18 protein-coding genes are annotated in these 17,608 nt (G+C 63.3%); 17 read left to right on the top strand and 1 reads right to left on the bottom strand.

Going from position 1 to position 17,608, the window contains the following annotated elements; genetic code table 11:
* The 16 genes from rpsB to AC30QB_RS04915 all read left to right on the top strand — a co-directional run.
* Positions 1-675, top strand: a 675-nt coding sequence (rpsB, locus tag AC30QB_RS04990) for a 30S ribosomal protein S2 (RefSeq protein ID WP_489545086.1), incomplete at its 5' end; no start/stop codon positions are given.
* A 127-nt stretch (positions 676-802) separates the two neighbouring features.
* Positions 803-1,699 (top strand): translation elongation factor Ts, encoded by an 897-nt coding sequence (tsf, locus tag AC30QB_RS04985; RefSeq protein ID WP_489545085.1) that lies wholly within the window; start codon positions 803-805, stop codon positions 1,697-1,699.
* A 97-nt stretch (positions 1,700-1,796) separates the two neighbouring features.
* Positions 1,797-2,507, top strand: a complete 711-nt coding sequence (pyrH, locus tag AC30QB_RS04980; protein ID WP_489545084.1) for a UMP kinase — start codon at positions 1,797-1,799, stop codon at positions 2,505-2,507.
* An 18-nt stretch (positions 2,508-2,525) separates the two neighbouring features.
* Entirely contained in the window at positions 2,526-3,086 is a 561-nt protein-coding gene (gene frr / locus AC30QB_RS04975; RefSeq protein WP_489545083.1) for a ribosome recycling factor, read from the top strand.
* 58 nt (positions 3,087-3,144) lie between these two features.
* Positions 3,145-3,876, top strand: a complete 732-nt coding sequence (gene uppS, locus AC30QB_RS04970; protein WP_489545082.1) for a polyprenyl diphosphate synthase — start codon at positions 3,145-3,147, stop codon at positions 3,874-3,876.
* A 2-nt stretch (positions 3,877-3,878) separates the two neighbouring features.
* Positions 3,879-4,724, top strand: a complete 846-nt coding sequence (locus AC30QB_RS04965; protein ID WP_489545081.1) for a phosphatidate cytidylyltransferase — start codon at positions 3,879-3,881, stop codon at positions 4,722-4,724.
* A gap of 17 nt (positions 4,725-4,741) precedes the next feature.
* Entirely contained in the window at positions 4,742-5,932 is a 1,191-nt protein-coding gene (gene ispC / locus AC30QB_RS04960; protein ID WP_489545080.1) for a 1-deoxy-D-xylulose-5-phosphate reductoisomerase, read from the top strand.
* A complete protein-coding gene (gene rseP, locus AC30QB_RS04955; protein WP_489545079.1) occupies positions 5,929-7,302 on the top strand; it encodes an RIP metalloprotease RseP in 1,374 nt (457 codons plus the stop codon). Before ispC ends, rseP begins: the two co-directional genes overlap by 4 nt.
* A gap of 7 nt (positions 7,303-7,309) precedes the next feature.
* A complete protein-coding gene (gene bamA, locus AC30QB_RS04950; RefSeq protein WP_489545078.1) occupies positions 7,310-9,628 on the top strand; it encodes an outer membrane protein assembly factor BamA in 2,319 nt (772 codons plus the stop codon).
* Positions 9,628-10,143 carry an OmpH/Skp family outer membrane protein gene (locus AC30QB_RS04945; protein ID WP_489545077.1) on the top strand — a complete coding sequence of 172 codons (516 nt, stop codon included), beginning with the start codon at positions 9,628-9,630 and terminating at the stop codon, positions 10,141-10,143. Before bamA ends, AC30QB_RS04945 begins: the two co-directional genes overlap by 1 nt.
* A gap of 4 nt (positions 10,144-10,147) precedes the next feature.
* On the top strand, positions 10,148-11,176 hold the full coding sequence (lpxD, locus tag AC30QB_RS04940; protein WP_489545076.1) for a UDP-3-O-(3-hydroxymyristoyl)glucosamine N-acyltransferase: 1,029 nt from the start codon (positions 10,148-10,150) through the stop codon (positions 11,174-11,176).
* A gap of 2 nt (positions 11,177-11,178) precedes the next feature.
* Entirely contained in the window at positions 11,179-11,619 is a 441-nt protein-coding gene (fabZ, locus tag AC30QB_RS04935; RefSeq protein ID WP_489545075.1) for a 3-hydroxyacyl-ACP dehydratase FabZ, read from the top strand.
* Between the two features lie 20 nt (positions 11,620-11,639).
* Positions 11,640-12,428, top strand: a complete 789-nt coding sequence (gene lpxA, locus AC30QB_RS04930) for an acyl-ACP--UDP-N-acetylglucosamine O-acyltransferase (RefSeq protein ID WP_489545074.1) — start codon at positions 11,640-11,642, stop codon at positions 12,426-12,428.
* Between the two features lie 3 nt (positions 12,429-12,431).
* Positions 12,432-13,577, top strand: coding sequence for a lipid-A-disaccharide synthase (gene lpxB, locus AC30QB_RS04925; protein ID WP_489545073.1), 1,146 nt, complete (start codon positions 12,432-12,434; stop codon positions 13,575-13,577).
* A complete protein-coding gene (rnhB, locus tag AC30QB_RS04920; protein WP_489545072.1) occupies positions 13,549-14,187 on the top strand; it encodes a ribonuclease HII in 639 nt (212 codons plus the stop codon). Before lpxB ends, rnhB begins: the two co-directional genes overlap by 29 nt.
* 1 nt (position 14,188) lies before the next feature.
* On the top strand, positions 14,189-14,962 hold the full coding sequence (locus tag AC30QB_RS04915) for a TrmH family RNA methyltransferase (protein WP_489545071.1): 774 nt from the start codon (positions 14,189-14,191) through the stop codon (positions 14,960-14,962).
* Here the strand turns inward: AC30QB_RS04915 and ppsR are convergent.
* Positions 14,959-15,777 carry a posphoenolpyruvate synthetase regulatory kinase/phosphorylase PpsR gene (gene ppsR, locus AC30QB_RS04910; RefSeq protein WP_489545070.1) on the bottom strand — a complete coding sequence of 273 codons (819 nt, stop codon included), beginning with the start codon at positions 15,775-15,777 and terminating at the stop codon, positions 14,959-14,961. The two genes, AC30QB_RS04915 and ppsR, sit on opposite strands and share 4 nt — an antisense overlap.
* Before the next feature lie 208 nt (positions 15,778-15,985).
* On the opposite strand from ppsR, the gene ppsA reads away from it, so the two are divergent.
* Positions 15,986-17,608: phosphoenolpyruvate synthase (gene ppsA, locus AC30QB_RS04905; protein ID WP_489545069.1), on the top strand; the 1,623-nt coding region annotated here is incomplete at its 3' end.

Genomic DNA, 17,608 nt, shown 5'->3' with positions numbered 1-17,608 from the left:
AAGATGGCCCCGTACATCTACGGCCATCGCAACAAGATCCACATCATCAACCTCGAGAAGACGCAGCCGCTCTTCAACGACGCGATGAAGTTCATTCGCCAGCTTGCTTCCAAGCGCGGCACCGTCCTGATGATCGGCACCAAGCGCCAGGCTCGCGAAGTCATTTCGCTCGAAGCCAAGCGCGCCGGTATGCCTTTCGTCGACCAGCGTTGGTTGGGCGGCATGCTCACCAACTTCAAGACCGTCAAGGGCTCGCTGAAGAAGCTGAAAGACATGCAAGCCCAGATCGAATCGGGCGCCGAAATCCGCATCAAGAAAGAAGCGTTGCTGTTCCAACGCGACTTGGCCAAGCTCGAAAAAGACATCGGTGGCATTCAAGACATGAGCGCTCTGCCTGATGCGCTGTTCGTCATCGACGTGGGTTACCACAAGATTGCAGTGGCCGAAGCCAAGAAGCTGGGTATCCCGGTGATCGGCGTGGTCGACTCCAACCACTCGCCCATCGGCATCGACTACGTAATTCCCGGCAACGACGATTCTTCCAAGGCCGTGGCCCTGTACGCTCGTGCCGTGGCTGATGCCGTTCTGGAAGGCCGCGCCAATGCCACCAGCGATGTGGTGCAAGCCGTGTCTGCCGAAGGCGACGAGTTTGTGGAAGTCAGCGAAAACGCCTGAGCTAACGCCCCTGCTTCACCGCCAAGGTGAGCACGAAAAGGGGCTGCTTCAGCCCCTTTTTTTCGACGCAAGATGAATCCCGGCGACCAGCTAGCGCTGGACGCCCCGAGCCAACAGGAGATTTGAGATGGCTGCAATTACCGCAAGCATGGTCGCCGAGCTGCGCGCCAAAACCGATGCCCCGATGATGGAGTGCAAGAAGGCCCTGACCGAAGCCGAAGGCGACTTCGACAAGGCTGAAGAGCTGCTGCGCGTCAAGCTGGGCAGCAAGGCCGGCAAGGCCGCTTCGCGCATCACCGCCGAAGGCGTGGTGGCGGCTTCAGTGTCCGGTACCACGGGTGCGCTGATCGAAGTCAATTGCGAAACCGACTTCGTGTCGAAGAACGATGACTTCCTGGCCTTCACCAACGGCGTGGCCGAGCTGGTGGCCAAGAATAACCCCGCTGATGTGGCGGCCTTGTCGGCGATGCCGCTGTCGCAGGCCAGTTTCGGCCCGACCGTGGAAGACGTGCGCAAGGGCCTGATCGGCAAGATCGGCGAAAACATGTCGATCCGCCGCTTCAAGCGTTATGCCGACGGCGGCCAGTTGGCCAGCTACCTGCACGGCACGCGCATTGGCGTGATCGTCGAGTTCAATGGCGATGTCGTGGCAGCCAAGGATGTGGCCATGCACGTGGCCGCGATGAAGCCGGTGTCGTTGTCGTCAGCCGACGTGCCCGCCACGCTGATCGAGAAGGAGCGCTCGGTCGCAGCCCTCAAGGCCGCCGAGTCGGGCAAGCCTGCTGACATCGTCGCCAAGATGGTCGACGGCTCGGTGAGCAAATACCTGAAGGAAGTGAGCCTCTTCAACCAGGTTTTCGTGAAGGCCGCCGACGGCAAGCAGACCGTCGAGCAGCACCTCAAGGCGGTCAAGACCGAGGTCAAGTCGTTCACTCTGTACGTGGTGGGCGAGGGCATCGAGAAGAAGGTCGACGACTTCGCAGCTGAAGTGGCGGCCCAGGTGGCTGCCGCCAAGGGCAGCTGATTCACCGTTTCTCTCTGTGCGAACGGGGCCTGGCGCCCCGTCTTCGCGGATAGACTTCAGCGCCACACCTCGCAAGCCACCTCTGGAGGAACCACGAATGCCGGCGTACAAGCGCATCCTGCTCAAGCTCTCGGGTGAAGCCCTGATGGGCGACGATGCCTATGGCATCAACCGCGCCACCATCGTGCGCATGGTGCGCGAGATTCAAGAAGTCACGCAGATGGGTGTCGAGGTCGCCGTGGTGATCGGCGGCGGCAACATCTTTCGCGGCGTGGCCGGTGGCTCGGTGGGCATGGACCGCGCTACGGCCGACTACATGGGCATGCTGGCCACGGTGATGAATGCGCTGGCCCTGGCCGACACCATGCGGCAAGAAGGCATGACGGCTCGCGTGATGTCGGCCATTGCGATCGAGCAGGTGGTCGAGCCCTATGTGCGCCCCAAGGCCTTGCAGTACCTCGAAGAAGGCAAGGTCGTGGTGTTTGCCGCCGGAACGGGCAACCCCTTCTTCACCACCGACACCGCGGCCGCGTTACGCGGTGCCGAGATCGGTGCAGAGATCGTGCTTAAGGCCACCAAGGTCGATGGCGTGTACACCGCCGACCCCAAAAAGGACCCTACCGCCACGCGCTACACGCGTGTCAGTTTTGACGAAGCCATCAGCCGCAACCTGCAGGTGTTGGACGCCACCGCCTTTGCCTTGTGCCGCGACCAGAAGCTGCCGATCAAAGTGTTCAGCATCTTCAAGGCTGGCGCACTGAAGCGTGTGGTCATGGGCGAAGACGAAGGCACGCTCGTCCACGTTTGATCTCAGGAGAACAGCGACATGAGCATCGCAGACATTCGCACAATGGCCGAGCAGAAGATGGCCAAGTCAATCGAATCATTCAGAAGTGAGCTGCAGAAGATCCGTACAGGCCGTGCCCACCCCGGCATCCTGGACCAGGTACAGGTCGACTATTACGGCTCGATGGTGCCCATCAGCCAGGTGGCCAACGTCACCTTGCTCGACGCGCGCACCATCAGTGTCCAGCCCTGGGAAAAGGGACTGGGTCCCAAAATCGAGAAGGCCATCCGCGAGTCCGACCTGGGCTTGAACCCGGCCGCCCAAGGCGACCTGCTGCGTGTGCCGATGCCGGCCCTCACCGAAGAGCGCCGCCGTGACCTGAGCAAGGTGGTGCGCAGTGCCGGCGAAGACGCCAAGATCGCCGTGCGCAACCTGCGCCGCGACGGGAACGATCAAGCCAAGAAGCTGCTGAAAGACAAAGAAATCACCGAAGACGACGAGCGCCGCTCGCTCGACGAAGTGCAGAAACTCACCGACCGGGTGATCGCAGAAATCGACCGCATGATCTCTGCCAAGGAAGCGGAGATCATGGCTGTCTGATGGAGCCGCGATTGCCCCCTTTCACCGTTTCCCCTGGCTGCCTGGTCTGATCTCCCTCGTGGACTCCGCCACTCGCATTCCGCGCCATGTGGCCATCGTCATGGATGGCAACGGCCGCTGGGCGAAGAAGCGCTTCATGCCGCGTTTCTTTGGCCACAAACAGGGTGTCGATGCCCTGGTGCGCACGGTGCAGGCTTGCGCTGACCGCGGCATTGAATACCTCACGGTGTTTGCCTTCTCTTCCGAAAACTGGAAGCGCCCCACCGAAGAGGTGTCGGGTCTGATGAGTCTCGTGCTCGTGGCTGTCTCCAAGTACCTGGCCAAGCTCGCGGGAGAGGGCGTTCGCATACGCATCGTCGGCGACCGCTCGCAGGTCTCAGACAAGGTGCGTGCTGCGTGGGACGAAGCCGAGCAGACAACACGGCACAACACGCGCATCAATCTCTCGGTGGCGTTCAACTACGGGGGACGCTGGGACGTGGTGCAGGCCTGCCGCCAGGCGATCGAGGCGGCTGTGCCCGCGGCCTCGCTTGACGAAGCCACGCTGTCGCGCTTCATGGCCATGAGCTACGCACCCGACCCCGACCTCTTTATCCGCACAGGCGGCGAGGTCCGCATCAGCAACTTTCTGCTGTGGCAGGTGGCGTACTCCGAGTTGGTCTTCAGCAATTGCCTGTGGCCTGACTTCGGCGAGGCCGAACTGAACGCGGCCCTCGCAGATTTCAGCGGGCGAGACCGCCGCTTCGGTCTGGTGCTCTCGGCTGACGCCGCTCACGAAGCCAAGGTCTGAGAATGCTCAAACAACGTGTCATCACAGCATTGATCTTGTTGGCAGTGCTGTTGCCGGCTCTCTTTGCGCCGATGTCGTGGCCCTTTGCGCTCTTGATGTTGCTGATGGCGAGCGCTGCGGCCTGGGAGTGGGGCCGGCTCAATGCCGCTACTTCCATGGTGTCGCTGGCCATGGGCGCCGTCGCGGCCCTGGCCTGTGCCTTGGCGTTTGTGGCGGGCTGGGTGCGTGTCGGCCCCAGTGTTGCGTGGTGGGTGGCGTTCGGCGTGTGGGTTTCGGGTGGGGCCCTGGCGCTGCGTGTCGGCCCAGGCGCATGGCACACGCTGCCGCGGGTTGCTCGATGGCTGATTGGCGTGGCTGCAATCTGGACGGCATGGCTGGCGTTGTCGAGCGCCAAGGCCACTGGCACCAATTTCATATTGTCGATTTTTTGCCTGGTGTGGGTGGCCGACATTGCGGCCTACTTCGGAGGCAAGGCGTTCGGCCGCCGCAAACTGGCCTTGGCCATCAGCCCGGGCAAGAGCTGGGAAGGCGTGTGGAGCGGCATGGTGGGCGTGCAGCTTCTTGCGCTCGCCTGGATCCAGGCCGATCGCCACTGGCAGCCGGCGCTGCTCGATTCGTCCAGCGTGTTTAGCGTGCTGATAAATCGCTTCGGCGTGGCGGGTCTCATGCTGTCGCTGGTCTTCCTGAGTGCCATGAGCGTGGTCGGCGATCTGGTCGAGTCGCTGGTGAAGCGTAGCGCTGGCGCCAAGGACAGCAGCGGCTTGCTGCCCGGCCACGGCGGTGTGCTTGATCGTGTGGATGCGCTGCTGCCGGTCTTCCCCATCGCCATGGCGCTTAGCACGCTCTGATTCACGCGCACTCAACCATGGCACGACTACGCATCTGCATCCTCGGCTCTACCGGTAGCGTCGGGGCGAACACGCTCGACGTGATCTCGCGCCACCGCGATCGCTACGAGGTTTTTGCGCTCACTGCCAACAGCCGTGTCGACACCCTGTTGGCCCAATGCGTGCAATGGAAACCCCGCTTCGCCGTGATGCCGCAGGCGGCGCAGGCCAAGCTGCTGCGCGAGGGCATTCGTGGGGCGGGCCTGCGCACCGAGGTGCTCGACACCCCCGCATCGCTGTCGCAGATTGCAGCGCACCCGGATGTCGACGCAGTGATGGCTGCGATCGTCGGTGCCGCCGGCCTTGAGCCCTGCATGGCGGCGGCGCGCGCTGGCAAGCGGCTGCTGCTGGCCAACAAGGAAGCGTTGGTGGTGGGGGGCGCACTCTTCATGCAGGCGGTGCGCGAAGGCGGCTCCACCTTGCTGCCGATCGACAGCGAGCACTCGGCGATTTTCCAGTGCCTGCCAGAAGACCGCAGCACTTGGCCCGCGCGCATCGACCACATCGTGCTCACAGCTTCGGGTGGCCCTTTTCGCCAGCGCGATCCTGCAAGCTTGGCCACGGTCACGCCCGACCAAGCCTGTGCGCACCCCAACTGGGTGATGGGCCGCAAGATCTCGGTCGATTCGGCCACCATGATGAACAAGGCGCTCGAAGTCATTGAGGCGCGCTGGCTGTTCGACCTGACCCCTGAGCAGATTCGCGTGGTCATACACCCGCAAAGCATCGTCCATTCGATGGTGGTGTGCCGTGACAACTCGGTCCTGGCCCAGCTCGGCACACCCGACATGCGCGTACCCATCGCCTTCGGCCTGTCGTTTCCGGAGCGCATCGAGTCGGGTGCTGCGGCGCTTGATTTCACGCGCTTGGGTGGCTTGCACTTCGAACCCGCCGACATGCAGCGCTACCCCGGCTTGCAGTTGGCATGGGACACCTTGCGCGGGCCTGAAGGCAGCGCGGCGGTGCTGAATGCTGCGAACGAAGTGGCGGTGGCGGCATTCTTGGCGGGAACCATCCGCTTCGACCAGATTCACAGTGTCAATGCCAGCACTCTCGACGCCGTCTCGCCTGCTGCCAATGCGTGCCGTTCGGTTGAGGGGCTCCTGGCGCTCGACGCGCAAGCCCGGCATGTGGCAGAGAGCTCGTTGAAAGGCTTGCACGCAGCATGATCACAGCCCTGGCTTTCATTCTGACGCTGGGCGTGCTGGTGGTCATTCACGAGTACGGGCACTACCGCGTGGCGGTAGCCTGCGGCGTCAAGGTGCTTCGCTTTTCGGTGGGTTTCGGCAAGGTCATCTGGCGCCGACAACCCAAGGTAGACGGCACCGAGTTCGTGCTTTCGGCCTTGCCTCTGGGCGGCTACGTGCGCATGCTCGACGAGCGTGAAGGCCCGGTTGCGCCGCACGAGCTGGCCCAAGCATTCAACCGCAAACCGCTGTGGCAACGCACCGCCATCGTCGCCGCGGGTCCGATCGCCAATTTGCTGTTGGCCGTGCTGCTCTATTCGGCGCAGCACTGGATAGGTGTGGACGAGCCCAAGGCGCGCTTTGGCGCACCCGTCGCGCAGAGCCTCGCCGAGCGCGCCGGCATGCAGTCGGGTGACTCGGTGCGGGCTTTCTCGCACGATGGCGCGCAATGGCAAGACATACGCTCGATGACCGACCTGCGCTGGGAGGTGACGCAAGCGGTCTTGCGCGGCGAGCGGTTGTACCTGATGCTCAGCGACGGGGAAGGCCGCGGCCAGCGCGTCGCCGTGCTTGAGCTCGACACACTGGGCGCGAAAGACATCGACGCCAAGGTTTTGCTCAGCATTGGCCTGGGCGCACCCTACAGCGGAGACACCGCCGTGCTGGCGCGCGTCAACCCAGGGGGCGCCGGTGCCAAGGCCGGCTTGATGAATGGCGATGTGGTGCGCAGTGTCGACGGCGTGCAGATGCACGACAGCGATCAGCTGCGCAACGTGATCCGCGAGTCGGGGAGCCGTGGTTCGCCTAGCCCCATGCTCTGGAAGGTGCAGCGCGAAGGCCGCGTGCTCGACATCACGGTGCAGCCCGCCCTGGTGAGCGAAGGTGACAAACGCATAGGGCGTGTAGACGCAGCCCTGGGCAAGCCACCGGAAATCGTCACCGTGCAATACGGTCCCTGGGACGGCCTTTCGCAAGCCGTGTCGCGCACCTGGGAGGTGTCTAGCCTCACCGTGCGCATGCTGGGGCGCATGCTGATCGGCCAAGCCTCGCTCAAGAATCTCAGCGGCCCTCTCACCATTGCCGACTACGCCGGCCAGTCGGTGCGCCTGGGCTTGGCCTACTACCTCGGCTTTCTCGCGGTGGTCAGCGTCAGCTTGGGTGTGCTCAACCTGCTGCCGCTACCGGTGCTCGACGGTGGGCACCTGATGTATTATCTTTTTGAAGCGGTGACAGGGCAGCCTCCCTCTGAAGTTTGGTTAGAACGGCTGCAGCGTGGCGGGGTGGCCATCATGCTCATGATGACGTCACTGGCTCTCTATAACGACGTGGCCCGCCTCCTGGGCCTGCACTGAATACTGCATGCGCACTCCCCCTGTCTCGTCTCTCCCTCGCTCCTCTTTTCTGCGCCCGACCGTTCTTTCGCTCGCGCTTGCGGCTGCACTGCACGCCGGCTCTGCCTGGGCCGTGACGCCCTTCGTGCTGAAAGACATACGCGTCGAGGGGCTTCAGCGTTCCGACGCCGGCACCGTGTTCGCCTCGCTGCCATTTCGCATTGGCGACACCTACAACGACGAGAAAGGCGCCGCTGCCTTGCGGGCACTTTTCGCGACCGGCCTGTTCAAGGACGTACGCGTCGAGGTTGATGGTGACGTGGTCGTGGTGATCGTCGACGAGCGTTCGGTGATTGCCAACATCGACTTCGTTGGCCTGAAGGAGTTCGACAAAGAGGTGTTGATCAAGTCCCTCAAAGACTTCGGCATCGGTGAGGGCCTGCCCTTCGACAAGGCCCTGGCCGACCGCGCCGAGCAAGAGTTGAAACGCCAGTACCTCACCCGCAGCCTCTACGGCGCCGAAGTGGTCACCACGGTCACGCCGCAAGAACGCAACCGCGTCAACGTGACCTTCACCATTACCGAAGGCGGTGCATCGCACATCAGCGAAATCCGCATCCAGGGTAATAGCGCCTTCTCCGAGAGTACGCTCAAGGGGCTGTTTGACTTGAACGACGGCGGCTGGCTGAACTGGTACACCAAGGCCGACCGCTATTCGCGTTCCAAGCTCACGGCCGACCTGGAAACCCTGCGCGCCTACTACCTGAATCGGGGCTACCTAGAGTTCGCGGTCGAGTCGACGCAAGTGGCCATCTCAGGTGACAAGCAAGACATCACCATCACCGTGACCATCAAGGAAGGTCAGCCTTACACGGTGACGGGTGTGAAGCTCGAAGGCGACTACCTGGGCAAGGAAGAAGACTTCAAGACGCTTGTGACCATACGCCCGGGCGAGTCGTATCGGGCCGAGTCGGTAGCCGAAACAACCAAGGCCTTCACCGATCGATTCGGCACCTACGGTTACGCCTTCGCCCGTGTGGAGTCACGTCCCGAGATTGACCGCGCGACCGGCCAGGTAGTGGTGGCGCTCGTCGCCGAGCCACAGCGTCGTGTCTATGTGCGGCGCATCAACGTGGCGGGCAACAGCCGCACGCGCGACGAGGTGGTGCGCCGCGAGTTTCGCCAGTTCGAATCATCGTGGTACGACGGCCAGCGCATCAAGCTGTCGCGCGACCGTGTCGACCGCCTGGGCTACTTTAAAGACGTGGGCATCGAGACCAACGAGGTACCGGGTGCAGCCGACCAGGTCGACCTGACGATGAGCGTCACCGAGAAGCCCACGGGCAACCTGTCGCTGGGTGCAGGCTTTTCGAGCGCCGACAAACTGGCCTTGTCGGCATCCATCCGCCAGGACAATGTCTTCGGCACGGGAAATTATCTCGGCATCGACGTCAACACCAGCAAATCGGCGCGCACGCTGGTGGTGAGCGCTGTTGACCCGTACTTCACGATCGACGGCATCTCACGTGCCTTTGACGTTTTCTACCGCACCAACAAACCGATCAACAGCCAGGGCGAGGAATACGAGTTCGTGACGCCGGGCGCCTCGGTTCGTTTCGGGGTGCCATTCAGCGAGTACGACACCGTGTTTTTCGGCCTCGGGTTCGAGCAGACCGAGATCAAGGGGTCTACCGGCCTGCCCAACACCTATTTCACCCAGATCGCGCAGTTTGGCAACAAGAGCACGTCAATTCCCATCACCATCGGGTGGACGCGAGATGGCCGCGACAGCGCCTTGGTGCCCAACGAAGGGCGCCTCCAGCGCGTGAACTTTGAGTGGGGTGCCGGCGGCGACACACGCTATCTGCGCACCAACTTGCAGTACCAGCAGTATTGGCCTATCACGAAGAAGTACACCTTTGCGATCAACGCGGAGGTGGGCATAGGCAAGGGGCTGTTGGGGCGCCCGTACCCCATCTTCAAGAACTTCTATGGCGGTGGCTTGGGCACGGTGCGGGCGTTTGACCAGGGCAGCTTGGGGCCGGTCGATGCGTTGGGGGGTTACACCGGAGGCACCAAGCGCCTGAACATCAACAGTGAACTGTATTTGCCGGTGCCCGGCGCGGGCAACGACCGCACGCTGCGCATCTTTGCGTACGTAGACGCCGGCAATGTGTGGGGTGACCAGAGGCCTAACCTGCCTGACCCGCTGCGCGTTTCGGCGGGTCTGGGCCTGAGCTGGGTTTCGCCTGTCGGGCCTTTGAAGCTCAGCTATGGCAAGCCGCTGCAGTATGTGTCAACAGATAGAATCCAGCGTTTGCAATTCCAGATCGGGACCGCGTTCTAATGAACAGCTCATTCATCAAGTCCATGGTGCTCGCCACCTGCCTGGCCTTGGCAGCATGGGGTGCCCAGGCAGAGGAACTGAAGATAGGCTACGTGAACAGCGACAAGGTGATGCGCGACGCGTTGCCCGCCCGTGCCGCGTCGGTCAAGTTCGAAGCCGAGTTCAGCAAGCGCGACAAAGAAATCACCGAGATGGGCGCCAAGCTGAAGGCAGCCGCCGGCAAGCTCGACAAGGAAAGCCCGACCTTGTCTGAACAGGATCGCGAGCGCCGCCAGCGTGAGCTGGTCGAGCAAGACCGCGAGTTGCAGCGCAAGCGCCGCACCTACCAGGAAGACGTGAACCAGCGCCGCAACGAAGAAATGGCTGCTTTGCTCGATCGCGTGCAAACCGCCATCCGGCAAATCGCAGAACAAGACAAATACGACCTCATCGTGCAAGAGGTCTTCTACGCCAGCCCGCGCATCGACATCACCGAGAAGGTGATCAAGGTGCTCAACGCCCCGTCCGGCAAGTGACGCGGTGGCTGAGGCCACACTCGGCGAAATAGCCGCCCACCTCGGCGGCGAACTGATCGGTGACCCCGGCCTGCGGGTTACCCGTATCGGCCCGCTGGACGGCGCAACGCCTTCCACCATCTCGTTTCTTTCCAACCCCAAGTACCAGTCTCAGCTCGGCACGACGCAAGCCGGTTGTGTGATCGTGGGTGCGGCCATGCTAGAAGCCGCTTCGTCGCGCGGTGCGGCACTGGTGGTTGACGACCCCTATCTCGGCTTTGCCCGGCTGACACAGTGGTGGGCGGCAAGGAATCGCCCTGCGCCCGTGATCGGCATTGACCCGAGCGCCGTGGTGCATGCGAGTGCAAGGGTTGCGGCGAGCGCGAGCATCGGGCCCTTTGTGGTGATCGAAGCGGAGGCCGTGGTGGGGGAAGGCGCGGTCGTTGGTGCGCACGGTTATGTCGGCGAAGGGGCGAGCATCGGGCGCGCCACCCGCTTTGCACCGCGCGTGACGCTGTCCCAGGGTTGCCACATCGGCGAGCGCGGCATCGTGCACAGCGGAGTCGTGATCGGTGCAGATGGCTTTGGCTTTGCCCCGAGCCCGTCGGGTGCTGTGAAGATTGAGCAACTGGGCGGTGTGCGCATCGGCAACGACGTGGAGATCGGTGCCAACACCTGCATCGATCGCGGCGCACTCGACGACACCGTTCTTGAAGACGGTGTCAAGCTCGACAACTTGGTGCAGATCGGCCACAACGTTCGTGTCGGCGCCCACACGGCGATGGCCGGTTGCGTGGGTGTGGCGGGCAGTGCGGTGATCGGCTCGCGCTGTTTCCTTGGGGGTGGCGCCATCGTGCTGGGCCACCTGACGCTGGCCGATGGCATCAACATCTCGGCGGCGAGCGTGGTCACGCGCTCCATTCTGCAAGCCGGCACCTACAGCGGCGTGTTCCCCATCGACGACAATGCTGCCTGGGAAAAGAATGCTGCCACGCTGCGCAATCTGCATGCCCTGCGAACCCGCCTGATCGCTCTGGAAAAAAAGACAAACTGACCATGATGGACATTCACCAGATTCTCAAGAAGCTGCCGCATCGGTACCCCATCCTTCTGGTGGACCGTGTGCTCAGCCTCGAAAAGAACAAACGCATCCAGGCGATCAAAAACGTCAGCATCAACGAGCCCTATTTCAACGGGCACTTCCCGCATCGCCCGGTGATGCCAGGCGTGCTGATGCTCGAAGCGCTGGCGCAGGCCGCGGCCATCCTGGCCATCGAAACACTAGACATCACGCTCGACGACCAGACCGTTTTCTACTTTGCTGGCATTGACGCTGCGCGTTTCAAGCGGCCTGTGGAGCCTGGCGACCAACTCATCCTCGACGTGACGCTTGATCGCATGAAAGCCGGTGTGTGCAAGTTCAAGGCGCGTGGCCTGGTGGGCGAGGAAGTGGCCGTGGAGGCCGACCTGACCTGCACCATGCGCCGCATCTCCTGACCCAGCGAGAGGCTTGCGCCATGGCCAGCATCCACCCCACCGCCATCGTCGACCCGAAAGCCGAGCTTGCCGCCTCTGTGAGCGTGGGCCCGTATGCGGTGATCGGACCGCATGTGCGCTTAGGTGAGGGCAGCAGTATCGGTGCGCACTGCGTGATCGAAGGCCGCACCACCATCGGCCGTGACAACCGCATCTTTCAGTTCGCCTCGCTGGGGGCAGCGCCGCAAGACAAGAAGTACGCAGGTGAGCCCACTGAGTTGCACATCGGTGACCGCAACACCATCCGCGAGTTCTGCACCTTCAATTTGGGCACCGCGCAAGACAGCGGCGTCACACGAGTGGGCAATGACAACTGGATCATGGCCTATGTGCACCTCGCGCACGATGTGCAGTTGGGCAACCAGACCATCTTGGCCAACAACGCGACGCTGGCGGGCCATGTGCACATTGGCGACTGGGTGATCATCGGCGGGTTGACGGGCGTGCACCAGTTCACCAAAGTCGGTGCGCATGCAATGGCCGGTTTTGCGAGCCACATTTCGCAAGACGTGCCGCCTTTCATGATGGTTGACGGCAACCCGCTGGCGGTGCGCGGCTTCAACGTTGAAGGCTTGCGCCGGCGCGGCTTCACGCCTGAGCGCATCGCAGCAGTCAAGCAGATGCACAAGAGCCTCTACCGCGAGGGCAAGACCTTGCAGCAGGCTTGCGACGACATTACTGCGCTCGCTGCCACGGCGCCTGATGCGAAGGCCGACATCGAGATGATGCTGGCCTTCTTGGCCCAGGCCACGCGCGGCATCGCTCGCTGAAAGATGCCGGGCTCATCTCACCGGCTCGGCATGGTGGCCGGCGAGACCTCAGGCGATTTGCTGGCCGGCTTGTTGCTCGGCGGGCTGAAGTCCCGCTGGCCTGATCTCTCATCTTTCGGCATCGGTGGACCGAAGATGGCCGCCCAGGGATTCAACGCCTGGTGGCCGCACGAGAAACTGGCCGTGCGCGGCTATGTGGAAGTTCTTAGGCACTACCGCGAGCTGGTGGGCATACGCAACCAGCTGGGCGACCGCTTGTTGCAGGAGCGGCCCGATGCTTTCATCGGCGTGGACGCTCCCGATTTCAACCTGGGGCTCGAGACGCGCCTGAAAGCGCAAGGCACCAAGACCATCCATTTCATCAGCCCCTCGATCTGGGCGTGGCGCGGCAAGCGCATCGAGAAGATTCGCGCCGCGGCCGATCACGTGCTCTGCATCTTTCCCTTCGAGCCGGCGATCTATGCCAAGCACGGCATTGCGGCGAGCTACGTCGGCCACCCCTTGGCAGACGCGATCCCGATCATCGTTCCACGCAGCGCAAGCCGCCTGAAGCTCGGCCTGCCCGCAGACGCGCAGGTGGTGGCGCTGCTGCCGGGCAGCCGGCGGTCCGAGATCGAGTACGTCGCGCCACGGCTGCTGGCGGCCGCCGAGCTGATGAAGCACGCGCGCCCTGGCCTTCGCTTCGTCCTGCCAGTGGTGCCTGGTTTGCAGGCGCTGGTCGAGCCGCTGGTGGCCCGCCATGCTCCGGCTGCCGGCGTGGCGCTCCTCAACGGCCAGTCGCACGAAGCGCTGGCCGCCTGCGACGTGACTATTGTGGCCAGCGGCACCGCCACGCTGGAGGCCGCGCTGTTCAAGCGCCCTATGGTCATCGCCTACGCCATGAACTGGATCAGCTGGCAGATGATGAAGCGCATGGCCTACCAACCGTGGGTGGGCCTGCCCAACATCTTGCTGGGTGAATTTGCGGTGCCTGAGCTGCTGCAAGAACAGGCCGCGCCACAAAAACTTGCTGAAGCCGCCTTTCATTGGTTGGACAATCCGCTGGCCTGTGAGGCCCTCAGCCAACGCTTCATGACCCTGCACCAGCAACTGCGCTGCAACACTGCCCAAGCCGCGACCGATGCGATCGAGAAAATCCTCAACGCCTGAACAACTGGGCTTGCACTTCGAGGCCATCGGCTTGATCGCCGGCGTGGACGAAGCTGGGCGTGGGCCGTTGGCCGGCCCCGTGGTCGCGGCCGCGGTGATCCTCGACGATCTGCAGCCCATCAAGGGGCTCAACGACTCCAAGAAGCTGTCGGCCGCCGTGCGCGAGCGCCTGTTTGACGAGATCCGTGCCAAGGCTTTGTGCTTTGCGATTGCGCAGGCAACGGTCGAAGAGATTGACACGCTCAACATCCTGCAGGCGACCATGCTCGCCATGCGCCGTGCCGTGGAAGGGCTGCGCTTGCGGCCGGTAAAGGTGCTGATCGATGGCAACCGCTTGCCCGTGCTGCGCATCGCCGCCGAAGCGATTGTGCAAGGCGATGCCAAGGTCAAGGCCATCTCTGCCGCTTCTATCTTGGCCAAGGTGCACCGCGATCGGCTTTGCATCACGCTGCATGAGCAACACCCGCACTACGGTTTCGACGGGCACAAGGGCTACCCCACGCCCGAGCATCTGGCGGCTTTGCGCGTGCATGGCGCGTGCGCCCACCACCGGCGCTCGTTTGCGCCTGTGCGAGAGGTGCTTGCCGCAGTCGAGCTGAGGGTGGGTTGAGGTGGCGGTAGCCAAGGCCATCAGTTCGCGCGACAACCCCCTGCTGGCAAGACTGCGCAAGCTCACGGGCGACCCCGCGGGCTACCGCAAGCTGGGCGAGGTCTTGCTGGAAGGGGATCATCTTTGCGCAGCCTTTTTGCAGCGCGGTGGCTCTGCGCCGCAGGCCGTGATCACCGAAGCCGCCTGGGATGCCCCAGCGCTGCGTGAGCTCGCGAGCCAAGCCGAATCTGTGGCGGTGATTCCGCAGGCGCTCATGGGCGCGCTGAGCGCACTCGAATCACCGGCCTCACTGGCGTTTGCGGTGCCATGGCAAGGCGCGGGCAGCCTGCAGCTTGAGGCCCCAACGGTGGTGCTTGACCGCCTGCAAGATGCAGGCAACGTGGGCACCATTCTGCGCAGCGCCGCGGCATTCGGTTTCACGCAGGTCGTGGCCCTGAAGGGCACGGCTGCACTGTGGTCGCCCAAGGCGTTGCGCGCCGGCATGGGGGCGCACTTCGGGCTCAACCTCGTTGAGCTGGCTGACGAGGCCATGCTGGCCGAGTTCAAGCTGCCGCTGCTGGCCACCAGCTCGCATGCGGCGCAGTCCATTCACCAGGTGAGCTTGCCCTGGCCTTGCGCCTGGGTCATGGGCCATGAAGGGCAGGGCGTGTCGGCAACCCTGCTGCAGCGTTGCGCGCAGGCATTGCGCATTCCCCAGCCGGGTGGCGAAGAGTCGCTCAACGTCGCGGCTGCCGCCGCGGTCTGCCTCTATGAGTCGGCCCGCCAGCGCTCTTAGTACATCAGGCGATCCGGGCGTATGTCGCGCAGGATGGTGGTTGCAATCTCTTCGATCGACTTGTGCGTCGACGACAGCCACGAGATGCCTTCGCGGCGCATCATGGCCTCGGCCGCGGCCACCTCGTGGCGGCAATTCTCAAGGCTCGCGTACTTGCTGTTGGGTCGCCGCTCGTGGCGAATCTCGGAGAGACGCTCCGGCGCGATCGTGAGGCCAAAGCATTTGCTCTTGTGCGGCGCCAGGCTGCGCGGGATTTCGTTGCGGTCGAAGTCTTCGGGGATCAGCGGGTAGTTGGCGGCCTTGATGCCATGCTGCATGGCCAGGTAGAGCGAGGTCGGTGTCTTGCCGCTGCGGCTCACGCCCACCAGAATCACGTCGGCCTGCTCCAGGTTCTTGGCCGACTGCCCATCGTCATGCGCCAGCGAGAAGTTGATAGCCTCGATGCGGTCGGTGTACTCCTGGCTCTTGGACACATCCGTGAAGCGGCCCACGCGGTGGTTGGACGTGACGCCGAATTCGGCTTCCAGCGGCTCGATGAAGGTGTTGAACATGTCGAGCACGAAGCCCTTGCTGGCTTTCAGTATCGCCAGCATCTCGGGCTCCACCAGCGTCAAGAAGACCACCGGGCGCACGCCTTCGAGATCGGCCGAGTGATTGATCTCTCGCACCACCTGGTGCGCCTTGTCTATGGTGTCAATGAATGGCCGCCGCACGTGGCGTGGTTTGCCGGGAAACTGCGCCAGGATCGAATTGCCGAAGGTTTCGGCGGTGATGCCAGTGCCATCGGAGACAAAGTACACGGTGCGGTTTGGCATGCAGCTGAGCTAGGGGTGGCGCAAGGCGCAATCATAGGCAAATCGCCCGTAGAATCGTTTTGACTCTTCCCAGTCGCCCCACTATGCAGCCGTCCGTGCCATCAAAAGAACGCAGCACGCAGCGCACTGCCTGGCACACGCTTGAGCCCCTTCGAGGCTCGCGACTCCCCTGGGAACACCCGGTTTTTCAACATCACGGAGCTTTCCCATGTCACCCACAAACCTGGCGACCGCCCTGGTCGTGCCGTTTGAACACCTGAGGATGACCGACGTCGAGTCGGTGGGCGGTAAAAACGCCTCCCTCGGCGAAATGATCAGCCAGCTGGCCGCCTCGGGCGTGCGTGTACCAGGGGGCTTTGCCACCACGGCGCATGCGTTTCGCCAGTTTCTTGCGCACAACGGCTTGGCGGATCGCATCAACACCCGCTTGTCCACGCTGAATACTGAAGACGTGCGCGCGCTGGCCCAGGCCGGTGCCGAGATCCGTGCGTGGATCGAAGAAACGCCGTTCCCCGCCGACTTGCAAGCCGCCATCGCAGCAGAGTTCGCCAAGCTCACGGCCAGCAGCCCGGGGGCGTCGTTTGCGGTGCGCTCCTCGGCCACGGCCGAAGACCTGCCCGACGCCAGCTTCGCCGGCCAGCAAGAGACGTTCTTGAACGTGGTCGGCATCGAAGACGTGCTGGACAAGATGAAAGAGGTGTTTGCCAGCCTCTACAACGACCGCGCCATCAGCTATCGCGTGCACAAGGGCTTTGCCCACACCGACGTGGCACTCTCGGCCGGCGTGCAGCGCATGGTGCGATCCGACCTGGGCGCTGCGGGGGTGATGTTCACCATCGACACCGAAAGCGGTTTCAAAGAGGTGGTGTTCATCACCTCCAGCTACGGCCTCGGCGAGACGGTGGTGCAGGGCGCTGTGAACCCGGACGAGTTCTACGTGCACAAGCCTTCACTGAAAGCCGGCAAGGCGGCCGTGATTCGGCGCAACCTCGGCTCCAAGCTGATCAAGATGGAGTTCGCCACGCCGGAGGAAAAGGCGGCGAGTGGCAAGCTGGTGAAAACGGTTGACACCGCCACCGAGCAGCGCAACCGCTATTCGCTCACCGATGCCGACGTGACCGAGCTGGCCAAGTACGCGCTCATCATCGAGCAGCACTACGGTCGCGCGATGGACATTGAGTGGGGCAAGGACGGCGGCGACAACCAGCTCTACATCCTGCAGGCCCGGCCCGAGACAGTGAAGAGCCAACAAGAAGGCAAAGCCGAGCAGCGCTACAAGCTCAAGGGCACGGGCACCGTGCTGGCCGAAGGACGCGCCATCGGGCAAAAGATCGGCACCGGCCCCGTGCGCATCGTCCACAGCCTGGCCGACATGGACATCGTGCAGCCCGGCGACGTGCTCGTCACCGACATGACCGACCCCAACTGGGAGCCGGTGATGAAGCGCGCCGCTGCCATCGTCACCAACCGCGGTGGCCGCACTTGCCACGCGGCCATCATTGCCCGCGAGCTGGGCATCCCGGCCGTGGTGGGCTGCGGTGACGCCACCGACACGCTGAAAGAAGGCGCACTCGTCACCGTGGCCTGCTCTGAAGGCGACACCGGTTTTATCTACGACGGCCTGCTGGAAACCGAGGTCTCCGAGGTGCAACGGGGCGAGCTGCCGTACTGCCCGATCAAGATCATGATGAACGTGGGCAACCCGCAGCTCGCCTTCGACTTCTGCCAGATGCCCAACAGCGGCGTGGGCCTGGCGCGGCTCGAGTTCATCATCAACAACAACATCGGCGTGCACCCGAAGGCGATCCTCGACTACCCCAACATCGACCTC

Origin of the sequence: Rhizobacter sp. (assembly GCF_046595475.1) — a bacterium.
In the GTDB taxonomy this organism is placed as follows: Bacteria; Pseudomonadota; Gammaproteobacteria; order Burkholderiales; family Burkholderiaceae_C; genus Rhizobacter.
The sequence above is the reverse complement of the archived record's forward strand: the minus strand, read 5'-3'. Positions and strand labels throughout refer to the sequence as shown.

Excerpts from the sequence above, each read along its gene's own strand:
- tsf (WP_489545085.1), top strand. The coding sequence starts at position 803 with ATGGCTGCAATTACCGCAAGCATGGTCGCCGAGCTGCGCGCCAAAACC.
- pyrH (WP_489545084.1), top strand. The coding sequence starts at position 1,797 with ATGCCGGCGTACAAGCGCATCCTGCTCAAGCTCTCGGGTGAAGCCCTG.
- frr (WP_489545083.1), top strand. The coding sequence starts at position 2,526 with ATGAGCATCGCAGACATTCGCACAATGGCCGAGCAGAAGATGGCCAAG.
- AC30QB_RS04965 (WP_489545081.1), top strand. The coding sequence starts at position 3,879 with ATGCTCAAACAACGTGTCATCACAGCATTGATCTTGTTGGCAGTGCTG.
- ispC (WP_489545080.1), top strand. The coding sequence starts at position 4,742 with ATGGCACGACTACGCATCTGCATCCTCGGCTCTACCGGTAGCGTCGGG.
- rseP (WP_489545079.1), top strand. The coding sequence starts at position 5,929 with ATGATCACAGCCCTGGCTTTCATTCTGACGCTGGGCGTGCTGGTGGTC.
- bamA (WP_489545078.1), top strand. The coding sequence starts at position 7,310 with ATGCGCACTCCCCCTGTCTCGTCTCTCCCTCGCTCCTCTTTTCTGCGC.
- AC30QB_RS04945 (WP_489545077.1), top strand. The coding sequence starts at position 9,628 with ATGAACAGCTCATTCATCAAGTCCATGGTGCTCGCCACCTGCCTGGCC.
- fabZ (WP_489545075.1), top strand. The coding sequence starts at position 11,179 with ATGATGGACATTCACCAGATTCTCAAGAAGCTGCCGCATCGGTACCCC.
- lpxA (WP_489545074.1), top strand. The coding sequence starts at position 11,640 with ATGGCCAGCATCCACCCCACCGCCATCGTCGACCCGAAAGCCGAGCTT.
- lpxB (WP_489545073.1), top strand. The coding sequence starts at position 12,432 with ATGCCGGGCTCATCTCACCGGCTCGGCATGGTGGCCGGCGAGACCTCA.
- rnhB (WP_489545072.1), top strand. The coding sequence starts at position 13,549 with ATGCGATCGAGAAAATCCTCAACGCCTGAACAACTGGGCTTGCACTTC.
- ppsR (WP_489545070.1), bottom strand. The coding sequence starts at position 15,777 with ATGCCAAACCGCACCGTGTACTTTGTCTCCGATGGCACTGGCATCACC.